This window comes from Alcanivorax jadensis T9, from assembly GCF_000756655.1.
Classification (GTDB): domain Bacteria; phylum Pseudomonadota; class Gammaproteobacteria; order Pseudomonadales; family Alcanivoracaceae; genus Alcanivorax; species Alcanivorax jadensis.
In genome coordinates, this window is sequence record NZ_ARXU01000003.1 from 437,984 (window position 1) to 455,028 (window position 17,045).

Annotated in this window: 17 protein-coding genes; 5 read left to right on the forward strand and 12 right to left on the reverse strand. The window is 60.8% G+C overall.

Annotated features, from left to right (window positions below):
- Positions 1–212 precede the first annotated feature (212 nt).
- A complete protein-coding gene (locus T9A_RS06665; protein ID WP_232222024.1) occupies positions 213–416 on the forward strand; it encodes a VOC family protein in 204 nt (67 codons plus the stop codon).
- Between the two features lie 48 nt (positions 417–464).
- On the opposite strand, the gene T9A_RS06670 is transcribed toward T9A_RS06665, so the two are convergent.
- The 4 genes from T9A_RS06670 to T9A_RS06685 form a co-directional block, all read right to left on the reverse strand.
- The gene (locus tag T9A_RS06670) at positions 465–2,432 is read right to left on the reverse strand and encodes a CocE/NonD family hydrolase (protein ID WP_035246188.1); all 1,968 of its coding nucleotides are present in this window, start codon (positions 2,430–2,432) and stop codon (positions 465–467) included.
- A gap of 151 nt (positions 2,433–2,583) precedes the next feature.
- Complete coding sequence (locus T9A_RS06675) at positions 2,584–3,705, reverse strand: PQQ-dependent sugar dehydrogenase (RefSeq protein ID WP_052042562.1); 1,122 nt, start codon at positions 3,703–3,705, stop codon at positions 2,584–2,586.
- 63 nt (positions 3,706–3,768) lie between these two features.
- The gene (locus T9A_RS06680) at positions 3,769–4,029 is read right to left on the reverse strand and encodes a hypothetical protein (RefSeq protein ID WP_035246189.1); all 261 of its coding nucleotides are present in this window, start codon (positions 4,027–4,029) and stop codon (positions 3,769–3,771) included.
- Positions 4,030–4,093: 64 nt separating this feature from the next.
- Positions 4,094–4,849, reverse strand: coding sequence for an SDR family oxidoreductase (locus T9A_RS06685; RefSeq protein ID WP_035246190.1), 756 nt, complete (start codon positions 4,847–4,849; stop codon positions 4,094–4,096).
- 109 nt (positions 4,850–4,958) lie between these two features.
- On the opposite strand from T9A_RS06685, the gene T9A_RS06690 reads away from it, so the two are divergent.
- Positions 4,959–5,867 carry a LysR family transcriptional regulator gene (locus T9A_RS06690; RefSeq protein ID WP_035246191.1) on the forward strand — a complete coding sequence of 303 codons (909 nt, stop codon included), beginning with the start codon at positions 4,959–4,961 and terminating at the stop codon, positions 5,865–5,867.
- 48 nt (positions 5,868–5,915) lie between these two features.
- On the opposite strand, the gene T9A_RS06695 is transcribed toward T9A_RS06690, so the two are convergent.
- From T9A_RS06695 to yrfG, 8 genes are all read right to left on the reverse strand, one after another.
- A complete protein-coding gene (locus T9A_RS06695; RefSeq protein ID WP_052042564.1) occupies positions 5,916–7,106 on the reverse strand; it encodes a lytic murein transglycosylase in 1,191 nt (396 codons plus the stop codon).
- Between the two features lie 96 nt (positions 7,107–7,202).
- A complete protein-coding gene (locus T9A_RS06700) occupies positions 7,203–7,607 on the reverse strand; it encodes a 3D domain-containing protein (RefSeq protein ID WP_035246192.1) in 405 nt (134 codons plus the stop codon).
- Between the two features lie 90 nt (positions 7,608–7,697).
- The gene (locus T9A_RS06705) at positions 7,698–8,606 is read right to left on the reverse strand and encodes a YihY/virulence factor BrkB family protein (RefSeq protein WP_035246193.1); all 909 of its coding nucleotides are present in this window, start codon (positions 8,604–8,606) and stop codon (positions 7,698–7,700) included.
- A 319-nt stretch (positions 8,607–8,925) separates the two neighbouring features.
- Positions 8,926–10,218, reverse strand: coding sequence for an NAD(P)/FAD-dependent oxidoreductase (locus tag T9A_RS06710; RefSeq protein WP_035246195.1), 1,293 nt, complete (start codon positions 10,216–10,218; stop codon positions 8,926–8,928).
- 308 nt (positions 10,219–10,526) lie between these two features.
- On the reverse strand, positions 10,527–12,071 hold the full coding sequence (locus T9A_RS06715; protein WP_035246197.1) for a phosphoenolpyruvate carboxykinase: 1,545 nt from the start codon (positions 12,069–12,071) through the stop codon (positions 10,527–10,529).
- A 381-nt stretch (positions 12,072–12,452) separates the two neighbouring features.
- On the reverse strand, positions 12,453–13,307 hold the full coding sequence (hslO, locus tag T9A_RS06720) for an Hsp33 family molecular chaperone HslO (RefSeq protein ID WP_035246199.1): 855 nt from the start codon (positions 13,305–13,307) through the stop codon (positions 12,453–12,455).
- Between the two features lie 59 nt (positions 13,308–13,366).
- The gene (locus tag T9A_RS06725; RefSeq protein WP_035246200.1) at positions 13,367–13,756 is read right to left on the reverse strand and encodes an Hsp15 family ribosome-associated heat shock protein; all 390 of its coding nucleotides are present in this window, start codon (positions 13,754–13,756) and stop codon (positions 13,367–13,369) included.
- Between the two features lie 10 nt (positions 13,757–13,766).
- Positions 13,767–14,420: a GMP/IMP nucleotidase gene (gene yrfG, locus T9A_RS06730; RefSeq protein ID WP_035246202.1), complete on the reverse strand. Its 654-nt coding sequence runs from the start codon at positions 14,418–14,420 to the stop codon at positions 13,767–13,769.
- An 89-nt stretch (positions 14,421–14,509) separates the two neighbouring features.
- Between yrfG and nudE the strand changes: the two genes are divergently transcribed.
- The 3 genes from nudE (at position 14,510) to T9A_RS06745 (ending at position 17,044) form a co-directional block, all read left to right on the forward strand.
- Entirely contained in the window at positions 14,510–15,058 is a 549-nt protein-coding gene (gene nudE, locus T9A_RS06735) for an ADP compounds hydrolase NudE (protein ID WP_035246337.1), read from the forward strand.
- A gap of 170 nt (positions 15,059–15,228) precedes the next feature.
- Entirely contained in the window at positions 15,229–16,044 is an 816-nt protein-coding gene (gene cysQ, locus T9A_RS06740) for a 3'(2'),5'-bisphosphate nucleotidase CysQ (RefSeq protein WP_035246204.1), read from the forward strand.
- A gap of 115 nt (positions 16,045–16,159) precedes the next feature.
- A complete protein-coding gene (locus T9A_RS06745) occupies positions 16,160–17,044 on the forward strand; it encodes an alpha/beta hydrolase (RefSeq protein WP_035246205.1) in 885 nt (294 codons plus the stop codon).
- Position 17,045 lies beyond the last annotated feature (1 nt).

Here is a 17,045-nt window from a genome sequence, read left to right on the forward strand (position 1 = left end):
GGCGGGTTGCGTTGGGGGTGGCAAGGGGGAATGGGATTGCCGAAGTTGAAGAGAGTTCATTTTAGCACGGGAAAAAATGCCCTAGGGTGGCCGATGAGTGGGGCTGGGCGTGTTTGAAGCTCCCCTGAAAGCACAGAAGGAGAAAGCATGAAAGTGAAACGAATCATGGCTGGTTTCGTACCTATGGGTCGGCGGAAACCATGAGGGTGCAGGTGAGTGTGGGTTCAGAAGGCGGTTCGGGTACCGCGGTACCGGACCTGTCCATCGAGGTGGACGATCTGGAGGCGGCGCTGGAACGAATCCATCAGGCCGGCGTGGCCGTGGAATATGGTCCGGTGAGTGAGCGCTGGGGCGTTCGACGGTTCTACGTGCGCGATCCCTTTGGTCGGCTGCTGAATATTCTCCAGCATCTTTGATGTGGGGCTGCCCCTGCCGTCGTTGCGGCGACGGCAGGGGGCGTGCACTCAGAGTGCGCTGGCCGGTACCAGCGGAAGATTCACCCGCGATGGCATGGCCGGCCCACTGTAGATGGTCATGGCGCCGAGCAGGCTGGTGAGCAGATCAGGAATCGGGCTCAGGCCGTGAGGCAGATCACTGGTGCCCACGCTGATGCGCAGTCTTTCCCCGGCCTTGATTCGGGCGCTGGTGGGGAACACTTCCACATCGGCCCGGAACGGTTGCAGGGGCGTGATGGTCTTTTGCGACGCTTCGGTGAACGGGTGCCAGGGCTGGATCAGTTTGCCGTTCATGAAGCGCGATTTGCTGGCATCGAAGGCACTCATGGAGGCCATCTGAATGCCGTGGGTCAGCGGCCGGGCAATGCCGTTTTCGCCCACCACGCTCACTCTGACGGTGACGTTGGTATCCAGAGCGGTGGTGGAGGCCCAGATCTGCCCGGTGATCGGCCCGTTGATAACCATGTCTTCTTCCTGCGGCTCGCCGGTGTATACCGCTTCCAGCAGGTTTGCCACGTTGTCCTGTGCGGTGCAGGGCGGCAGGATCATGCCCAGTACGCCGGCGGTCCACTGGCTGGCACTGGCGGAGCACAGGCCATTCACCGGGGTCTGCAGCAGGCTGGTCTGCTTGTTGGTGACGGGGGCGCTCGGTGAAATACTGCCGAACAGCGGGGCGCCGGGCTGGCCGTGGAGGAAAAAGGTTTCTGCTTTTGCCTCAGGGTGCGGCCAGTCGGCGGCAGTGACGTAGCGTTCCTCACCGGTGTAGTACTGGGTGACAGGCGGGTAATCGCCGGCACCGCTGTCCATGCCTTTCAGGTACTGATCAAACCAGGCCAGGCGGATAGTCGACAGCGCCGGCACCCCGTCGGCGGGCAGTCCGGCGCCGGAAGAGCCGTCCAGATGTTCCCAGGGGCCAATCAGCAGTTTAGCGGTGGTGTGATCTTTCAGACCCTCGTAGATCAAGGGCTCGCCGCGCTGAAAAATATCGTTGAGCCCGCCCACCACAAAGGTCGGTGCGGTGATCTTGTCGATCTGCTCCAGGGGTGAGCGGATACGCCAGAATTCGGTGTCGTATTTGTTTTCATCGCCGATCAGGGCGCCAGCCACTACCGGTACCTGGAATTCTGTCAGGGCACCCTGCAGGTGTTGCAGTGTGGTGTTGAGGTAATACCCCGGTTCATTGTTATCCAGCCCGGCGGGGGTGGGAATGATGCCGAGGCCGGTGACCAGGGTCACCCACAAGGGGATGAAACCGGCATTGATCTGGCCGCCGGTGAAGACGATATCCCGGTAGGCATCGCCCATGGGCACAATGGCAAAGATGGCCTTCACTGCCGGGTCTTCCCGGGCACCGGCGAGCAGGCCGGTGATGCCCATATAGGAGGCGCCGTTCATACCGATGCTGCCGTTGCTCCACGGCTGCGTCTTGATGTAATTGAGCAGCTCGCCAATGTCATCCTGATCAATCTGGCTGAACGCCTGCCAGCTGCCTTCCGCAGCACCGGTGCCGCGCAGGTCCACGATGATGTAGGCGTAGCCGCGCTTTACCAGAGCTGGGTCGGCGGCACCGATGGCGCCCAGTGCCTGGTTATAGCCGGTAAAGGTGGCGATCACCGGAAACTGGCCGTCGATGGCATTGCCGTTTTCATCCGCCGGCAGGGTCACGGTGGCCGCCAGGCGAATGCCGTCGCGCATGGTAATCAGCTGCTGGGGCAGGTCGACGGTGTTTGGGTATTCCGCCTCGCGCTGGTAGGGCTCGCCCCAGCTCAGGTTCAGCGCAGCAGGGCCTTGCGCAGACTCGCCGTCGTCCCCGGCGCTGTCATTGGTATCGTTACCGGCGTTGGCTTCCGGGTTGTTACTGCTGTTGGATACGGTGGCCGCACTGCCTCCGCCGCCGCCACAGCCGCTCAATGGCAGTGTTATGCAAAGCAGGGAGGCCAGGAGCCATGGCCCGGGCCGCAGAAAGGATGAAGGCATGGTGCTATCCCCGAATTGTTATACATGTTTTAGCTTATGAGGATAGAAGCAGGCCCGGGGCGGGTCTGTTGGTACACTGGTGCAAGAAAGTGAAGGAGGCGGCGGGTTTTGTGTCGGACTGTAAGGCCCCGGCAGGCGCCGGGGCGGTGGATCACAGAGCGGTTTCGAGGCGCAGCAGGGCGCCATTGCTGCTGTCGGTGAGCAGGTATAGATAGCCATCCGGGCCCTGGCGAACATCACGGATGCGATCGCCCCTGTCTTCCAGCAGGCGCACTTCCGACAGCGGTTTGCGGCCATCAAAGGCCACCTTGTTCAGATGGGTCAGCTTCAGGGCACCGTGGACGGTGTCCCCCTGCCAGTCCGGGTAGCGATCGCTGGTCACGAAGGCCATACCGGAGGGGGCGATGGACGGGGTCCAGTGGAGCAGCGGCTGGGCCAGGCCTTCCTGTTTGGTGTCGCCAATACCGGGACCATAATATTCCCGGCCATAGGTGATCTCTGGCCAGCCGTAGTTGATGCCCGCTGCCACCGCATTGATTTCGTCCCCGCCGCGTGGGCCGTGCTCATTGAGCCAGGGTTTGCCGGTGTCGGGATGCAAGGCCAGCCCCTGCGGGTTGCGGTGGCCCCAACTCCAGATGGCCGCGGCCTTGCCAGACTCACCGGCCAGGGGATTGTCATCGGGAATGCGGCCGTCGTCGTGCAGGCGAAGCACGCTGCCGGCCGGGTCCGCGGTGTTCTGGGCGCGCTCGCGCTCGCCGCGGTCGCCCACGGTGACAAACAGGTAGCCGTCGTTATCAAAGAGGATGCGGCCGCCGAAGTGTTTGGCGGTGTTAGTGCAGGCTTTTTCCGCTACGTAAACATCGCGGAAGTCTTTCAGAGCGCCATCCTGGTACGTGCCGTAGCCCACCGCCGTGGTGCCACCATCGCCACCACAGGGTTTGGCATAGCTCAGATAAAGGCGCTGGTTGTCGGCGAAATCCGGGTGTGGCATCACATCGAACAGTCCGCCCTGGCCTTTGGCCACTACCTCCGGCACGCCGCTGACCGGGTCCTCTTGCAGGCTGCCCTCCACTAGCCGGCGCAGGGTGCCGCGCCGTTCAGTGATCAACCATTCATTACCGGGCAGAAACGCCAGGGACCAGGGGTGATGCAGGCCATCCGTGAGTGTTGTGGCCGTAACGGTGTCATTGCTTTGCGGCGCCAGGGTGGCGGCGTTGTCGGCACAGGCACACAGGCTCAGGGCGGTGAGGGTGACGGTGATCAGTGATCGCATGACGGACTCCCTTGTTCAGACAGGCTTGAGCATGCCATGCCCGGCGTGAAGGGTGAACCATGGTCACGATTGCAGGTATGTTTTCTTGATTGCCCAGGCAAGCATCAGAGGGATGAGAAAAACCACGAAGAAAATCGGTAACTCAGCCATAAAGGAGTACCCGGCGTGGACAATGCCCACGGTCATATTGATGGCCGAGGCGATAAACCAGAGCAGGGCGAAGACGGCGAGCAGGTGGTGTTGCAACCAGGGGATAAGCCGGGCGGTCAGCGCCAGTACGGCGAACAACAACAGCCCTCCGAGAATGACAGTCAACGTATGCATGGGCGGCTCCCAGTCAGAAGAGCGGCAGGCACGTTATGTGCCTGCCTGTGAGGTGTGGCTGGCACTACCGGGTAGTGTAGCCGCCATTGGGAAAGATGGTCTGGCCGGTGATCCACCAACCTTCCGTGGCCAGGAATTTGATGATGGGGGCGATGTCCTCAATTTTGGTCAGGTCCCCGTTCATGGCCTGTGACTTGTGGTAGGCCACCCGTTCCGGGGTTTCCTGGCCGTAAAAGAAGGGGGTGTCCATGGGCCCTGGGGCCACCGCGGAGACCGAGATACCACGCCCACCGAATTCCTTGGCGGCGGCACGGGTGAAGTGCTCTACCGGTGACTTGCCGCCGGCATAGGTGGAGTAGCCATCGGTAAAGGCGGCCAGCAGCGAGGTGAGTACGGTGACGATCTTGCCGTTGTCGTTCAGGTGTTTGCCCGCTTCCTTGATGAAGAAATAGGCGGACTTGGCATTAATGTCGAACATGGAGTCGTATTCTTCTTCACTGGTTTCCACGATCGGTTTGCGTAACACCTTGCCCACGGTATTGATGGCCACATCGATGCCGCCGAACTTGTCCTTGGCTTCCAGAAACAGTGCTTCCACGTTGGCCGGCCGGGTCAGATCGCCCTGTGTCATGTAGGCCTCGCCACCCAGGTCTTTCACCGCCTTGACCGTGTCTTCTGCATCGGCGCGGCTGGCATCGCTGTTGTAATGCACCACGACCTTGGCGCCTTCGCGACCGATTTGCCGGCTCAACAGGCCGCCCAGGTTCTTGGCGCCGCCCGCAATCAACACTACCTTGTCCTTGAATCCGTAATCCGTCATCAGTCTTGCTCCTGCTCGTTAAGGTGTCGACATTGTCGGCAGGCTTGGCGTGGGCATAAACCGGTGTAAGCTGACAGCATATGTCGAAAATAACGAACAATGGAAAAGCATGGACCGTCTCGAGAGAATGCATATCTTTGTCCGGGTGGTGGATTGCCTGAGCTTTACCCGGGCAGCGGAAAGCCTGGAAATTCCCCGCTCCACGGTGTCCACGGCCATCAAAGAGCTGGAGACCGAAATGGGGGCGCGTCTCCTGAACCGCACCACCCGGGCCATCAAGGTCACCGAGGAGGGTCGTTTTCTTTATCAGAAGGGCTTGTCACTGTTACAGGATTATGAACAGTTGCAGGGGGCATTTGTGGCCAACGATAGCCGCCCCCAAGGCAAGCTGCGCATCAATGTGCCTGGGCGTCTGGGGCGGCGTATTCTGGCCCCGGCGTTGCCGGATTTCCTGAATCGTTACCCGGATATTGATATCCAGATGGGGGTCACCGACCGCGCTGTGGATCTGGTTAGCGAGGGCGTGGATTGTGTGATTCGGGTGGGGGAGCTGACGGACAGCAACCTGATTGCCCGGCCGCTGGGAAGCTTGCTGCTGTGCAATTGCGCCAGCCCGGCTTATCTGTCCCGTTATGGCCGACCGGCAACCATAAAGGATCTGTCATCCCATCCCATTGTGGCGTTTGCGTCGTCCATGACAGGCAGGGTGGAGAGCTGGGAATACCGTCAGGGAGACCAGCTGGAGAGTGTGCCGCTGCCGTCCCGTGTCACGGTGAATACCGCAGAAGCACTGATAGCCTGCGCCCTGGCTGGGCTGGGGATGATACAGGTGCCGCACTATGATGTGCGCCATCATTTGGACTCCGGTCGCCTGATCAGCGTGCTGCCGGACACCGTGCCGCCACCGATGCCCATTACCCTGTTGTATCCGCATCGCGAACATATGACCCGGCGTCTTGAGGCCTTTATCGACTGGGTCGTGCCAGTGCTGAAAGACAAGGTGCTGGGGATGGCGTAGTTGGGTTTGGCGAACTTCGACATTCCTCCGGCTTATTCCCCTGAGGGTCTAAGGCAGGATGCCGATGTGGGTGAGTACATCCTGGCCCGGGAAGCCATCAGCCACCATCTGGTTGGCCTGCTGGTAGCGGGCGATGGCCTTGCGGGTGCCGGGGCCCATCAGGCCATCTTCTTCGCCGGCGTCAAAGCCCTGTTCATTGAGGATCTGTTGCAGACGGGTCACCTGTTCCCGGTTGAGGCGCGGTGCCTGTGGCGGTGTTTTGGACAGGGGGGCGGCGCCGGCAATGCGGTCGGCCAGTCGGCCCACGGTAATGGCGTAGGACTCGGAGCGGTTCCAGCCCATGATCACCCGGAAGTTGTGATAGGCCAGAAAGGCCGGGCCCTCATGGCCGGACGGCACGATCACGGCCGCCTCCATGTCCGCGGAGGGCAGGGGTTGGCCATTGGGCAATGTCAGCCCCAGTTCGGCCCAGTCGGCGAGAGCGCGTTTGTTGCCAAAACCAGTAAGCTGGTAGTCGAAATTCTTGGGCAGGCTGATTTCCCGGCCCCAACGCGCTTCCCGTTCCCAGCCTAGTGCCTGCAGGAAATGCGCGCCGGAGGCCAGGGCGTCTTCGGTGCTGCCCCACAGGTCGCGGCGACCATCGCCATCGTGATCCTGGGCGTGTTTGAGAAATACTGCGGGCATGAACTGGGTCTGGCCCATGGCGCCGGCCCAGGAGCCTTTCATCTGTGCAACGTCTACATCTCCGGCCTGCAGAATGCGCAGGGCATTGAACAGTTCGCCCTGAAAATAATCGCCGCGGCGGCCTTCACAAGTCAGCGTGGCCAGGGCATCAAGAGTGGGGATATTGCCCAGGTAGCCACCATAGTTGGTTTCCAGTCCCCAGAAGGCCACCAGATAGTGGCCGGGGATGCCGTATTCCCGGGTCAGGCTGTCGAGAAGTTGCCGATGGCTGCGGTATTTTTCTCGACCTTTTTCAATCCGTTGTTCGCTGACGCGACGGTTGAAATAGTCGGCGAAGCTACTGGTGAATTCCGGCTGGCTGCGGTCCAGTTCCACCACTTTTTCATTCAGTTTCACATCGTCCAGATGCTGGCTGATGACCTGGGCAGGCAAGCCTGCTTCCAGCCCCGCCTGACGCAGCTTGCTGATGCACATGGCGAATGTTTCCTGATCCAGCGCCAGGGCTGGGTGGCTGAAAAACAGGAACAGGAAAATCAATAAAGAACGGGTGGCCATGGGGACTCCGAAACCGTGGCAGGAACATCAATGTCAGGCAGTTTACGATGGCCCTGCCAGGGTTTCATCGGGAGAATTGCAAAATTGCCGGATTGTTCAGGGCGTTTCCTGCGGCGCCTCCCAATGAATGGTGACGGTTTGCTTGCCCCACTCCCGAGCCTCGGCCCGGTCCGCCATCAAGATGTCGATTTTGTCGGTCCAGCGCTTGTTCATCTTGTCGAGCACTACATAGGTGCCCATGCCTTCCACTTCCACTTCCGTGCGATGGGTGAGTCCTTTGGGAATGAGGTCGCGGGACACGGCGATGGCTTTCATGCCGGGTTCCAGCTGGTCGCCCCAGGCGGCAAGGCCTACATTGCCTTTCTTGGTTTCCGCTTCGGACAGGGTGTACGCCGTGGCGGTGACTTCCTGGCTAATGGTGTTGTCGCTGTCACTGCATGCAGAGAGAAACAGGGCCAGCAGGGTCAGGCTGATTATGGAAAACGGTGCTTTTAGTGTCATGAGATCCCCCTTGTTGGAATGACACCTTACCGTGGCAATCCGACCGTGAAGGGGGCATGAACCCTGCCAGGCGGCTGATTCCGCAGCCTGTCAGGCAGGGGTTTCGTGAATTTCCCGGCGGACCCTGACGGCAGTGGAGCGGGCACGGATAACCCGCCCCCGGGCTTCACTGTGGGCGCGGCTGAAGGCGGCGCCGAGCAGCAGGATCATGGAGGAGTAGTACACCCACATGAGCAGGATCACCAGGGAGCCGGCAGCTCCGTAGGTGGAAGCGGTTGCCGTGTGAGACAGATAGAAGCCGATCAGGGCGCGGCCAATGGCAAACAGCACGGCGGTGATCAGGGCGGCGGGGGCCACGTCTTTCCAGCTCAGTACCACGTCGGGAAGCAGGCGAAAGATCATGCCGAACAGCAGGGCGATGACGATGATGGAGACCATGACCTCAAGTGCCAGGGCCACGCTGGAATGGAAGGGAATCCAGTTTTCCGCGTAGACCAGCAGGGTCTGCACGGCCACGTTGAGCAACAGGGATACCAGCAATACAAAGCCCAGGGACACCACCACGGTCAATGACAGCAGGCGGCTTTTGATCAGAGCCACGAGGGTATTGCGTGAGGGCCGTGGCACCACTTCCCAGATGGCGTTCATGGAGCGCTGCATCTGAGCGAATACGGTGGTGGCGCCGATGATCATGACCGTCAGGCTGAGTATGCCGGCGAGAACTCCCTGGCTGGGTGCGCGGGTGTTCATGATGGCATTGCGGATTTCTTCGGTGGCGGCGGGTCCTACGGTAGCTTCCAGCTGGCCGAGAATTTCCGCCATGGCGGCTTCGCTGCTCATCACCAGCGAGATCACCTTCACGGCGAGGATGATGACCGGGGCAATGGAGAAAAGCGTAAAGAACGCCAACGACCCGGCATAGCTGGCGGCATTACCTTCCAGCCACAGGCGTATGGTGTTTTTGAGAATGCCGAACCAGTAGAGAAAGGTATCTTTCATCGTTGCCTGTCATCAGCGAGTGTTCAGGCAGTGTAGCGGGGGGGAGTTGCAAGTTGAAAGTTTAAAGTTGCAAAGCGCGGGGATGTGGCGTTGCCAAACGGGCGGTCTGGGTGACCCGCGCTGCAAGGCAGGGTGCGGCGAGGCGGTTCATTTACGGCTTGTCCTGCCCGCGCGTTGCAACTTTCTACTGACATCAATGCAGCTGTAGGAGCGGCGCTTGAGCCGCGAAATACTTGGGAAAGCGTATCGCAAGCAGTTCGCGGCTCATACTCCCATAGCACAGAGAGCGCCGCTCCTACAGGTGCTACGTAGTGTTGCCTTAATGCAGTTTCAGTCGTGGCCGCACCAGCTTGTTGAAGCGGCCGGCGATCAGCAACATGATCGTGCGGGGCCAGCCGTACAGGGCGGCCTGATGCATGCGATACAGACTGATGTACATCATCCGTGCCAGCCAGCCTTCCACGAAGAAGTTACCACCCTTCAGGTTGCCCATCAGCATGCCCACCGAGCTGTAATTGGACAGCGATACCAGCGAGCCATGGTCCTTGTACTGGAACGGCCGCGGTTCACGTTTCATGATCAGTTGCTGCAGGCTGCGGGCGGTGTGTTGGGCCATCTGCTGGGCGGACTGGGCCCTTGGCGGGATGGGCCGCTCTTCGCCTTCCGGGATCAGGAACGCCGCATCGCCGATGATGAAGATGTTCTTGTGTCCCTTGGCCTGCAGGGTCGGCTCCACTTCCACCTGGTTGATGCGGTTGGTGGTCAGGCCTTCGATCTGGCCCAGCCAGTCCGGGCACTTTACCCCGGCGGCCCATACCAGCAGGTCGGCGTTGATGGGGTCGCCTTCCTTGGGTACCAGCGCCTCAGGGGTTGCCTCGGCCACCATGACACCGGTGCGGACTTTCACGCCCAGGGATTCCAGCCGCTGGGTGGCGGTGGCAGAGACCCGTTCGCTGAGCACCGGCAGGATCCGTGGCGCTGCTTCGATCACGTCCACCTGGAGGTGTTTGCGATCCAGCTTTTCGTGGCCGTAGAAATTGAGCATGGACACCGCATGATGCAGTTCCGCGGCCAGCTCCACGCCGGTGGCGCCGCCGCCGACAATGGCTACGGACACTGGCTTGCCTTCATAGTTGGCGTGCAGACAGGCATTCAGGAAGCGTTCGCGAAAGCGTTCCGCCTGGGCGCGGCTGTCCATGAACAGGCAGTTTTCACGCACCCCGGGGGTGCCGAAGTCGTTGCTCTGGCTGCCGGTGGCCAGTACCAGGTAATCGTAGGGGAGTTGTCGTTCCGGCAGCACTTCCGAGCCGTGGTTGTCCTGGAGCGGAGCCAGCGTCAGAGTCTGCGCCTCCACGTTCACCTGGGTCATGGTGCCCGGCTCAAAACGGTAATGGTTCAGCTGGGCGTGGGCGCGGTAGTCCACCGCATCCAGGTCCGCGTCGATGGCGCCGGTGGCCACTTCATGAAAACGCGGTTTCCAGACATGGATGCTGGAGGAATCTATCAGGGTCACGTCCGCGTGGCCGTATTTGCCGAGCTTGCGACCCAGGCGGGTGACCAGAGGCAGACCACCGGCGCCACCGCCGACGACAACAATTCTGGGTTTGCTCATTGGGGCTCCTGTCGGGCCAACCCTCATGGGTTGCCAGTCAATCATATCCACCTTGGCGGTGAACAGGTCCGGGTTAAAGGAGCCTCTGAATGACGCTGGGCGCACTCAGTGGCTCATCAATGAGGCAGAGCCCTTGTGGGGCAGGGAGCGATGACGGTTGTCGCCACTCCGGGGGTGCAGTCTAGCGCGTGTGGTAAACAGGTCCAGACCAGGTGTTTCCTTTTTGCCTTCCCGGGTGGGCGGGTCTGCCCGCCGGGCGGCAATGAAAAAGCCCGCCGGTGGCGGGCTTTTTCAGTGATCCTTACGGATCAGGCCTTGGGGCCGGCAGCACGGATCTCGTCGGACACGTCCGCATACTTCTCGGCAAAGTTCTTTTCGAACTGTTCTGCCAGATCGCGGGCGCGGGCCTCGTAGTTTTCCGGGTTGGCCCAGGTGTTCTTGGGCTGCAGCAGCTGGCTGTCCACACCGGGAACGGCTTTCGGCACGTCCAGGTTGATGATATCCAGGTGCTCGGTTTCCGCGTTGTCCAGGTCGCCGGAGAGGATCGCGTTCACCACGCCACGGGTAGTGGGGATGCTGAAACGCTCGCCTTCGCCGAAGGGGCCGCCGGTCCAGCCGGTGTTCACCAGGAACACGGTGGAGCCGAAATCTTCCATCCGCTTGATCAGCAGCTCGGCGTATTCGCCGGCGCGACGGGGGAAGAAGGGGGCGCCGAAGCAGGTGGAGAAGGTGCTCTTGATGCCGCCACCGGAACCCATTTCGGTGGAGCCGACCAGCGCGGTGTAGCCGCTCAGGAAGTGGTAGGCCGCCGCTTCCTTGGACAGCTTGGATACCGGCGGAAGCACACCGGTCAGGTCGCAGGTCAGGAAGATGATGTGCTTGGGCTCGCCGGCACGGTTGGCTTCTACCTTCTTGTCGATGTTTTCCAGCGGGTAGGCGGCGCGGGTGTTCTGGGTCAGGGACACGTCGGTGTAGTCGGCGGTGCGGCTTTCGTCATTGATGATGACGTTTTCCAGTACCGCGCCGAACTTGATGGCATCCCAGATCACCGGCTCGTTTTTCTGGCTCAGGTCGATGCACTTGGCGTAGCAACCGCCTTCGATGTTGAACACCACATCCTTGCCCCAGCCGTGCTCGTCGTCACCGATCAGGTAACGGTTCGGATCGGCGGACAGGGTGGTCTTACCGGTGCCGGACAGGCCGAAGAACAGGGCCACGTCGCCATCGTCGCCCACGTTGGCAGAGCAATGCATGGGCAGTACGTCTTTTTCCGGCAGCAGGAAGTTCTGCACGGAGAACATGGCTTTCTTCATTTCACCGGCGTAACGCATGCCGGCGATCAGTACCTTGCGCTGGGCAAAATTGAGGATCACACAGCCATCGGAATTGGTGCCGTCACGCTCCGGCTCACACTGGAAGTGCGGGGCGTGCAGGATCTGCCATTCTTCCTTGCTGCGCGGATTGTACTTTTCCGGGCGGATGAACATGGTGTTGGCGAACAGGTTGTGCCACGCGGTCTGCGCGGTCACTTTCACTGCCAGGTAATGGTCCGCATCGGCACCCACGTGCAGGTGGGAAACAAAGGCATCAGCGTCGGCAACGGCAACGCTGACACGATCCCACAGGGCATCGAACTTGTCGGCGGGGAAGGCACGGTTAATAGCACCCCAGTGGATGTGCTCGCTGGTGCTGGGCTCGTCAACGATGTAGCGGTCCATGGGGGAGCGGCCGGTGCGATGACCGGTTTCCACTACCAGGGCGCCGGTGTCGGACAGGCGGCCTTCGTTGCGCTGAACAGCCAGCTCTACCAGCTGGGCCGGGCTGAGGTCGTTATAAACAATCGGGTCGGTCATGGTCATTCCTGGGCTTGTGGCCGTGCCGTTTCAGCGTGTATGGGCGCCGAAACTCTGGTTCGCATTGCGGATAACAGTGCCGGTCTCGTGCCCGTTACTGCCACCGGGCAAGACCAAAGGGGACCGGGGGATGAAACCTCCAGTCAGCACAGGCGCGCGATTATGCCAGAAAAGGAAATCAGTGGCGATTCCCCCTTGGACCGGGCGGTCACGGCAGCACGGCCAAGTTGACAGTTAATAGTGGACAGTTGACAGCTACGCGGGTTAGCCGTGACACACATTTAACCGCAAGAGGCCGCGCTCAAGGTTCGAGCGCGGCCTCTTGCACTTCAGAAACTGATACGCCGGACCGCGACGCTGTCAACTGTCCACTATCAACTGTCAACTACTCTCCCGGATCATCTCTGCCAGATCCACCGCATCAAAGCGTTCCCGGTTGCGGCAGAAGTCGCAGGTCAGGGTCACTTCGCCGTCTTCGTCGAGCAGGGTCTGCAATTCGTTGCTTCCCAGGGAGATCAGGGCATTGCGGTTGCGGTCCCGGGAGCAGGTGCAGCCGAACTGCAGGGCCTGGGCGTCGGGCAGCTGTGGTGGGGTGTCGTGGAATAGCCGGTGGAGGATGGTCTGATCGTCCAGGTTGAGTAGCTCTTCCATTTTCAGGGTGCCGGCCAGAGCGTCAAGGTGCTCCCACATCTGTGTGTTGGCGTCGCTGCTGGCCAGCTGGTTGGGCAGCCGTTGCAGTAGCAGGCCGGCGGCCCGGTTATTGCCGCTGGCCAGCCACAGGCGGGTGGGGAGTTGTTCGGATTGGTGGAAGTAGGCTTCCAGACACTGGGCCAGGGAGTCCCCGGCCAGGGGGACGATGCCCTGATACTGGCGGCCCTGCTCCGGGATGATGGTGATCACCATGTTGCCGTCGCCGATCAGGGTCTGGATGTCGCCATGGCTCCAGTCCTGGCCGTCGCTGTGGCGGGCCAGGGCGCGCAACTCGCCCTCGTTGGTGCACTCGGCCAGCAGCAGGGACACAGGGCCCTTGCCCTGGGCCTGCAATGCCAGGCGGCCCTTGAATTTCAGGGTGCTGGCCAGCAGTGCCACGGCGGCTACCGCCTCGCCGATCAGCCCCTGTACTGCCAGCGGGTAGTTATGCCCTTCAATAATACGGGTGACGCTGCTTTCCACCTGCACCAGTTCGCCGCGGATATCGGAGTCAGGGAACAGAAAGCGTTGTTTGTGATCTTGCATGGTCGTGTCCTGAGGGCTGTTGCTGTCTTCGCGATGCCTTTATGGGGGCGCGATAGCGGTTATTCCAGGTTGTCTCTCTTGAAGCGCTGGATATCCCGGCGTTCCTTCTTGCTGGGCTTGTGGTCCGGTGCGGCGGCGGCCGCCCGTGCCAGCTTGCGTTGCTCGCTGCTCTGTTCCCGGCGGCTGCGGCTTTGTTCGGTTTCCTGATAGAGGGTCTGGGCCACGCTGGCGGGGCCGCGCTTGCTACTCAGGCCTTCTACTATTACCTCGAAATGTTCGGTGCCCTTGGTAATGGCAATGGTCTGGCCGGGTTGCACATTCTTGCTGGGCTTGGCCTTGCTGCCATCAATCTGCACCTTGCCGCCTTCGATGGCGGCCTTGGCCAGGCTGCGGGTCTTGAAGAAACGGGTCGCCCACAGCCAGGAGTCGATACGAACGGTCTCGCTCACGGCATTTCTCTCATGGTAAGACCCGCAGAAAATCGTCGATGGCCGGGAACGGATGGGTATGGTCCCGCTTGGGCAGGCTGGAATCCGGGTGCAGGATGCTGACCGGCTGGCCGATCCCGTAGAGCTGGGCACTGTGCAGCACCGGCAGGGAGTCATCCACCAGCAGGGCGCGGGCCGGGTCAAAGGGCAGGTGGCGTTGCAGGTGCTGCCAGAAGGACTGGGCTTCCTTGGCGTGGCCATAATCGTGGCTGGAGACGATTTCATCGAAATAGCGGTCGATGCCGGTACGCTCTACCTTCAAGTCCAGGGCATCACGATGGGCGTTGGTGACCATGATGACCTGTTTGTCAGACTCCTTCAGCGCCTGCAGAAACGTGTCCGCGCCGGGTCGCACGGCAATGCGATCGCCGGCTTCCCGTTTCAGGCTGGCGATTTCCAGGCCCAGCTCCGCGGTCCAGAAATCCAGGCAATACCAGTTGAGGGTGCCCAGATGGCTGGTGATCCAGTCGTGGATGATGCGGTCGGCCTCGGCCCGATCCAGCCCTTGTTGGCGGGCGTAGCACTCGGGGACATGTTTTTGCCAGAACCAGTTATCGAACTCCAGGTCGAGCAAGGTGCCGTCCATATCCAATAGCACGGTGTCGACGGATTGCCAGTCAATCATGAATTTCCTGCGTATTCGGGTTAGTCTTCGGCCTCAAGGAGCTTCTGAGTAACTCCCTACAATCATTGCCGCGAGATCTGACGCTGATTATGGATGAGAAACCGGAGATTCTCGACACCCGACTGGTCGCAAAAAGCCGCCTGTTCGGAATCGAAGAGCTGCACCTGCGTTTTCGCAACGGGGTGGAGCGGACCTATGAGCGCCTGCGCACCCCGCCCATTGCGGCGGTAATGATGGTGCCGTTGCTGGATGACGACACCGTGGTAATGATCCGCGAGTATGGCGCCGGCACCGAAAGTTACGAACTGACCCTGCCCAAGGGCGCCTACGAACACGGCGAGGACTGGCGTGACGCAGCTAACCGGGAATTGAAGGAAGAGGCCGGTTATGGCGCCCGTCACCTTACCTTGATGAAGGACATGACCCTGTCGCCAGGTTATATGGGGCACCGCATCAAGGTGGTGTTGGCGGAAGACCTGTATGAAGAGTCCCTGCCCGGGGATGAGCCGGAAGAACTGGAAGTGCTCACCTGGAAACTGTCCGACCTGGACCGTTTGATTGAGCGGGACGACGTGACGGAAGCCCGGGTGATCGCCGCGTTGCTGATGGCGAAGCGGTTGCTGGAGCAACGTCGATAATTGATCTGTAGGAGCGGCGCCTGAGCCGCGATCCTCGCCTCAGGCGAGGGAATCTATCGCATATGGATGCGATTTTCCGGACTTCGCAGCCCTGTTCGAGGCTCATACTCGCAGAGCACAGAGGGCGCCGCTTCTACAGGTGGCAAAATCTGAATCACAGGAAAAACGAAATGACCGACTTTAATACCCTGCTGGAACCGCTCGCCGAGATCGCCCGTGAAGCGGGCAAGGCTATTCTCACTGTGTATGAGCGTGACGACCTGGGGGTGGAAACCAAGGACGACAAGTCGCCGATTACCGAAGCGGATATGGCGGCGCACAAGATTATCGAAGCGCGCCTGCAGGCGCTGACCCCGGAGATCCCTGTGTTTTCCGAAGAGTCCGGTGGTATTGCCTACGCGGATCGCAAGGACTGGCCCCGTTTCTGGCTAGTGGACCCGCTGGATGGCACCAAGGAATTTATCAAGCGCAATGGCGAGTTCACCGTCAACATCGCTCTGGTGGAAGGGGATACCCCGGTGCTGGGCGTCGTGCATGTGCCGGTAACGGCAGTGACCTACCTGGGTGGCCGCGGTGTGGGTGCTTATAAAGAGGAAGGCGGTGAGCGCAAACCAATCCAGTGCCGTGCCCGTACCGCCCCGGTGGTCATGGTGGCCAGCCGCAGCCATGGCGGTGAAGCGGTGGAAAAGCTGGAAGCCTTTATTCGCGAAGAAGTCGGTGACGTGGAGCGTGCCTCCATGGGCTCGTCCCTGAAGTTGTGTCTGGTAGCCGAAGGCAGTGCCGACATCTACCCCCGTCTGGCGCCCACCTCTGAATGGGACACTGCTGCTGCGCATGCGGTGGTAACGGCTGCTGGTGGCGTTGTGGTCAATACCGCGTTCGAGCCATTGCAGTATAACAAGGAAGACATCCTCAATCCGCACTTCCTGGTGCTGGGGCAGAGCATTGAGGAATGGCGCTTTATCGCCCCGGCGATTGCCGGGTAAGGCGTATTCACCACAGAGGACACAGAGTTCACCGAGGGAAAACAGAACCTGTGTTGATAGGCGTTAACTCCGTGTTCTCTGTGTCCTCTGTGGTAAGAAAAAACAAGGAGTTTCCATGAGCAAAATGCATGAGCTGCGATTTGTTAGCGACGGCCAGTCCTGCCGGGGAGATCTATATCTTCCCAAAGGCGACGGCCCCTTCCTGACCGTGGTCATGGGCCACGGTTTTGGTCTCACCAAGGCCTGTGGGCTGGAGCCATTTCGGGATGCCTTTTTGCAAGCCGGCTACGCGGTGTTCCAGTTTGACTACCGGCACTTCGGTGAAAGTGAAGGCATGCCCCGTCAGGTGTTGCTGCCCAACCGGGAAGTGGCGGACTGGCAGGCGGCGCTGGCCTGTGTGCGCAAGCAGGAGCAAGTGGATAACCAGCGCATCGTGTTGTGGGGGACCTCCTTTGGCGGCGGTCTGGTCACCGCCGTGGCGGCCCGGGAACCGGACGTAGCCGGTATCATTGCCCAGTGTCCGATGATGGATGGCCTGGCCTCGGTGCAGGAAGTAGTGCGTTACGCGGGGGTCGGCCAGGCGGTGAAAATGACCGGTCTGGGTCTCTGGGATATGACCAGCAGCCTGCTGGGGATGGGGCCGCGCATGTTGCCCTCTGCCGGCAAGCCCGGCGAGTTGGCGGCCATGTCCAGTCATGATGCCTACGATGGTTATACCGCGCTGATGCCGGAGGGTGTGCCCAATGAAGTAGCGGCTCGTATCGGCCTGGTGCTGCCCTTGTTTCGCCCTGTGACGCAGGCGGCCAAGGTGGCCTGCCCGGCGCTGGTGCTGATCTGTGAAACCGATACCGTGGCGCCGGCTTCAGCCGCAGAAAAGGCCGCTGCGGCCATGGCGAAAGCGACAGTGAAGCGCTATCCGATTGGTCATTTCGATATCTATCAGGGCGAGGCCAGGGATATCAGTGTGGCGGATCAGCTGGAATTTCTTCAGGGTTTGTAGC